Here is a 4246-nt window from a genome sequence, read left to right as displayed (position 1 = left end):
GCATAGGGTTGAGTATTTTATTCTTTAGACACTATAAATATACTCATTTTCAGTGATATATGAAAATCCCTATGCCTTTTTTATGCCTTAATAGCAACTCCTGTTTTTAACTTGCGAAACTTCAATATGTAAAATTAATTATCAAAAAACAGAAGATGTATGAGTAACAAATTAATTACACGAGAGAATAACGAAAGGATAAAGTCTTTTTTTCTTTCATTGGATCGTCTTTCTTCGCTTATGGAACAGTTATTTACCTCCCGGAAGCCGACACTGGGTGGAGAGAGTTTTTATACGGATGATGAATTGTCGAAGAAACTGAAGATCAGTCGTAGAAGTCTCCAAGATTACCGGAACGAAGGACGTATTCCTTATATCAAGTTGGGAGGTAAGATACTCTACCGCTCGTCTGATGTAGAAAAGTTGTTGGAAGAGAACTACCGTAAGTCATGGGAGCATCGTATTTAGGTGACCTCAAGTGTGAATTTCAATAATAATGTCTATTTTTGTTAGTATAAATAAGATGCGCATGTGGTCTGATTGGAAAGAACGAATCGAACATCAGCCAAAGGTTAGACACAGTTTGTTGTGGGAATATGATCTTGGTAGTTTTGACTGGCAATATATGCGAGCCTTGGTAGTGGAACGTGTAATAGAGAGAGGTTGGGATGAAGATTACTATGCCCTGTTTGCCCTTTATGGGGGAATAGAAGGGGTAAAACAGATTCTTCGTGATGAAGTATTATTACTTTCTGATAAAGATATTGCGTTTGTTTGTACTGCTTTTAATTTAAAAAAGGAAGAACTGAAATGTTATACACGCAAACAGTCGAGACAGGCACTTATGGGCTCTTAAAATCAATAATGGCTGATTCCATATTTAATCAATTTGCATTGGCCGGAGGAACAGCTCTCTCCTTACTTATTGGACACAGGAAAAGTATCGATCTGGATTTATTCACGACCGGGGAATTTAATCCGTCTCAACTGGAAAAATATTTACAAAAGACATATCAATTCAAAGGCGATCTCTTGTCTGGTTTTAGCCTGAAAGGAGAGGTAAATGATGTGAAGTTAGATTTTATCCGTCATGATTATCCGGATATTGAACCAAGGAAGCAAGAGGATGGTATTAGATTGTATAGCTTAAAAGATATTGCTGCGATGAAATTATCAGCTATTGCTGATAACGGAACCCGGCTTAAAGATTTTATTGATGTGGCTTACCTGTCCGGTTATCTTTCCTTGAAAGAAATGCTTACAGCTTTTGAAACGAAATACCCGCAGACAAATCCATACCGGGCTGTGAAGGGGCTTAACTATTACGATGATATCCGTTTTTCGGAAAGAATCGATCTTTTAGGGAAGGATTTTCGCTGGGAAACGATAGCCGCACGTTTAGCCGATATGGTAAGGGAGGAAAACAAACGTTTCCAGCCTTTGATTGAAATAGAAAAAGAGAAACGGATGAAGATACCAAAGAAAAGGGGACGCGGTATTTAAATAGAATACGCTAAATGCAAAACTTCCTTGATTATATTTTTTCTTTTTTCAACTGATAAACAGCCTTTAATACAGAGGGATAAATTAGCCAAGACTATTTGGATAAAGACTCTTTCCGTATTCGGAAAAGGAAGATTTATGCAAATACAGCGTTTAGTCTTGGCGTTTTATTCCCTTCTTTTATATTTGTGTTCAGTTGAAATAAGAAAATAAAAACGGCAAGCATATGATTGGAATAGCTTGCCGTCATTAAACTGTAAGAAAATTGATTCTTTCAATTACGGGAAATAGAAGTTTCTGCTATTGGGATAGGTTTCCTGCATACTTCAATAATCATTCTTTTTAGTATCCACTCACGAAAAATTCCAGCATTATGGGTTTTAATTCTGAAAGACAAAGCAATAATCATTTCCAAATTATATTGTTCCACAGAATTACCATTCTTATAATAATAAGTCCGGCAAACTTTGGTGTTATCCAATACCCTGCTTTTAACTATCGCACGAATATTCCCATTGACCTTCGACGTAAAACATTCAAATAGGTTGATTATCTGATTTGTAGTCATCCATATCTCATTAAGCCCGGAAGGAATAATGACCTTGTTATTGACAATTGATATTGATTCAGTCTTCATGTTCCTATATTTTATTATTGTTCCGAATGAGCGAAGCATTTTTCTACTGTTGACATGTCACGCATGATAGAGCTATCCAGTACTTTCGCATAATGTTGTGTCATTTTTGTACTTGAATGTCCAAGTATTTTAGCCACATTTTCCATAGAAACATTGTTGGCTAAAAATACAATTGTGGCCGCTGTATGCCGGGCAACATGAAAAGTGATATTTTTATGAATCCCCGCCTTTTCCACCCATTTTTTTTAACGGACGATTAATCCAAGAAGGATTCGTTAAATTCTCAAAAACCAAATCATCTGGAGATTTTGGTTCTCCACATATTTCCAACGCCTGCTGAGAAATCGGCATATATTCTATACCTTTTGTCTTTTTCTGAGTGAAATTAATTCTCGGTTGATTGTTTTCAAAACTTATTTCATTCCACCTTAATTTTTGAATATCGGAATGTCGTAAACCAGTTAAGGCAGAAAAAAGAGCTGCACGTTTCAAAACATCATTTTCACACGGAGTTACAACTAAAGTATTCAGCTCATCAATGGTTAAATACTCTCTTCGTGTTTCCTGAGAAGGAATTGATTTAATTTTTGCAGAAATATCTGTATTGAAATAACCGTCGATAAAAGCTTGCTTTAAAGCTGCTTTGAATACTGAAAAATATGTAGAAGCCGTGTTTTGAGATAATATTCCTTTTTTGTTCCCTCCTCTTTGGGCAGTAAGTAAAAATGATTTAAAATCTTCACAAAATTTCAGATCAATCCTCGAAAACGTGATCCTTTCTCCTGCAAAATCTTTCAAAAAATCTATAGATCTTTCCCAATTTATAATAATGGATTCCGAGCTGTTCTTGTGCCGCTTTTTAATTACTGATTCGAAATATTGAACGAAATCTTCCTGCAATTTTTCTTTTTCTTCGGCCTTCATTGCGTCAAGTTCACTATAGAGTTCTAAATTATCATATTCTCTTTGACGTAATTTACGAAGAGAATCTGCGTAGATCATTGTTTCCTGATCATTTTCACTTTTACAAACGATGATTCCATTGTCATCTCTCTTTGGTTTAAATGAAACTGAATCTTGCGTAGTTCTTGCAGTCCTTTTTTTGTCAAAATCTACTGTTGTGACACTTCTGTTTAAATATTCTCGAACTCGTTGCGCTTTCTCTTTACCAGGCACAATCACAGGATAACTTTCCAAGTAAATAAACCATTCTTTTCGGAACTCAGATTTTCGCAATCTTACTGTAACTTTAGTTTTCAATAATTCTTTCATTTTCCGTCAAAAATTTTATCGATTAAATTTTTAGGCACATACACGAAACTCCCTACTTTTTTGGTCGGGATTTTGTTTCTCTTGATTACATTCGTCACAGTTCCCGGATCCGCGTGAAATTTCTCACTGACTTCTGAAATCGTATAGCAATTTCCAACTTCAAAATTAGGTTTGTCAGGAATTTCCTTCGACTTTGCTGGCATTTCAACTGCTGAAAATAAATCTTCCAGATCCGATCGCTTAACACGAGTCAGTCTTGTTCCGAGGTTAGTTCCAGTAAGTATTCCTCTTTTTATATATCTATGAATGGTATCTTTAGATATTCCAAACATAACTGTAGCTTCAGCAACCGAAATAAATTCCCTCGTTTGTACTTCAGCAATCTTGTTCTTATATTTTTGCAAGAGAGTATCTTTTTCTACTTTTTCTTTTTCAGATTTCTTTCTTGCTTTTAATGATTTATTGTTACACGAAATAGAGCAAAAACGACTTGTAACTGTCTTTGCCTCAAATGGTTTTGAGCAATACTCACAAACCCTTGGTATTTTTAATTTACTAAATCCCATTCTGAAATAACATCCTGAACATTCTCTGCTTTTTGGCTTCAAAAATAAAATAAGGCGCATAAGACGCACATACTATCCAATTAACGCGCGGTACAAATACGATACAAAAATATGATAAAAAACGATTAAAATCAAACATTTGTAAGCGACCGGTAAACCGCGTATTTTCTTTCTCCTGCTGCTCCTGTACCTTTGTGTTCAAACCAGAAAAAGAAAAATGTTATGACACAAGAAGAAGTAGCATCCGTGATGTATTATTGCAAAGAGC

Annotated in this window: 5 protein-coding genes and 1 pseudogene; 3 read left to right on the top strand and 3 right to left on the bottom strand. The window is 35.3% G+C overall.

The genetic code is table 11. The annotated features are described in order from the left end of the window. Positions 1-159: 159 nt before the first annotated feature. The 3 genes from PHT93_RS15100 (at position 160) to PHT93_RS15090 (ending at position 1503) form a co-directional block, all read left to right on the top strand. On the top strand, positions 160-468 hold the full coding sequence (locus PHT93_RS15100; protein WP_300244607.1) for a helix-turn-helix domain-containing protein: 309 nt from the start codon (positions 160-162) through the stop codon (positions 466-468). 61 nt (positions 469-529) lie between these two features. Next, on the top strand, positions 530-856 hold the full coding sequence (locus PHT93_RS15095) for a hypothetical protein (RefSeq protein ID WP_300244604.1): 327 nt from the start codon (positions 530-532) through the stop codon (positions 854-856). 8 nt (positions 857-864) lie between these two features. Then, positions 865-1503, top strand: coding sequence for a nucleotidyl transferase AbiEii/AbiGii toxin family protein (locus tag PHT93_RS15090; RefSeq protein ID WP_300244602.1), 639 nt, complete (start codon positions 865-867; stop codon positions 1501-1503). A gap of 274 nt (positions 1504-1777) precedes the next feature. Here PHT93_RS15090 and PHT93_RS15085 read toward each other — a convergent pair whose 3' ends face one another. The 3 genes and pseudogenes from PHT93_RS15085 to PHT93_RS15075 all read right to left on the bottom strand — a co-directional run bounded on the left by PHT93_RS15085 (position 1778) and on the right by PHT93_RS15075 (position 3978). Then, positions 1778-2140 (bottom strand): protein-tyrosine kinase, encoded by a 363-nt coding sequence (locus PHT93_RS15085; RefSeq protein ID WP_300244599.1) that lies wholly within the window; start codon positions 2138-2140, stop codon positions 1778-1780. A gap of 14 nt (positions 2141-2154) precedes the next feature. Then, a pseudogene (locus PHT93_RS15080) lies at positions 2155-3412 on the bottom strand (site-specific integrase). Further along, the gene (locus PHT93_RS15075; protein WP_300244597.1) at positions 3409-3978 is read right to left on the bottom strand and encodes a helix-turn-helix domain-containing protein; all 570 of its coding nucleotides are present in this window, start codon (positions 3976-3978) and stop codon (positions 3409-3411) included. The pseudogene PHT93_RS15080 and the gene PHT93_RS15075 overlap by 4 nt, the downstream one beginning before the upstream one ends. Positions 3979-4246: the final 268 nt, after the last annotated feature.

This window comes from Massilibacteroides sp., assembly GCF_028705895.1.
Classification (GTDB): domain Bacteria; phylum Bacteroidota; class Bacteroidia; order Bacteroidales; family Tannerellaceae; genus Massilibacteroides.
This window is presented reverse-complemented; position numbering and strand designations above follow the sequence as displayed.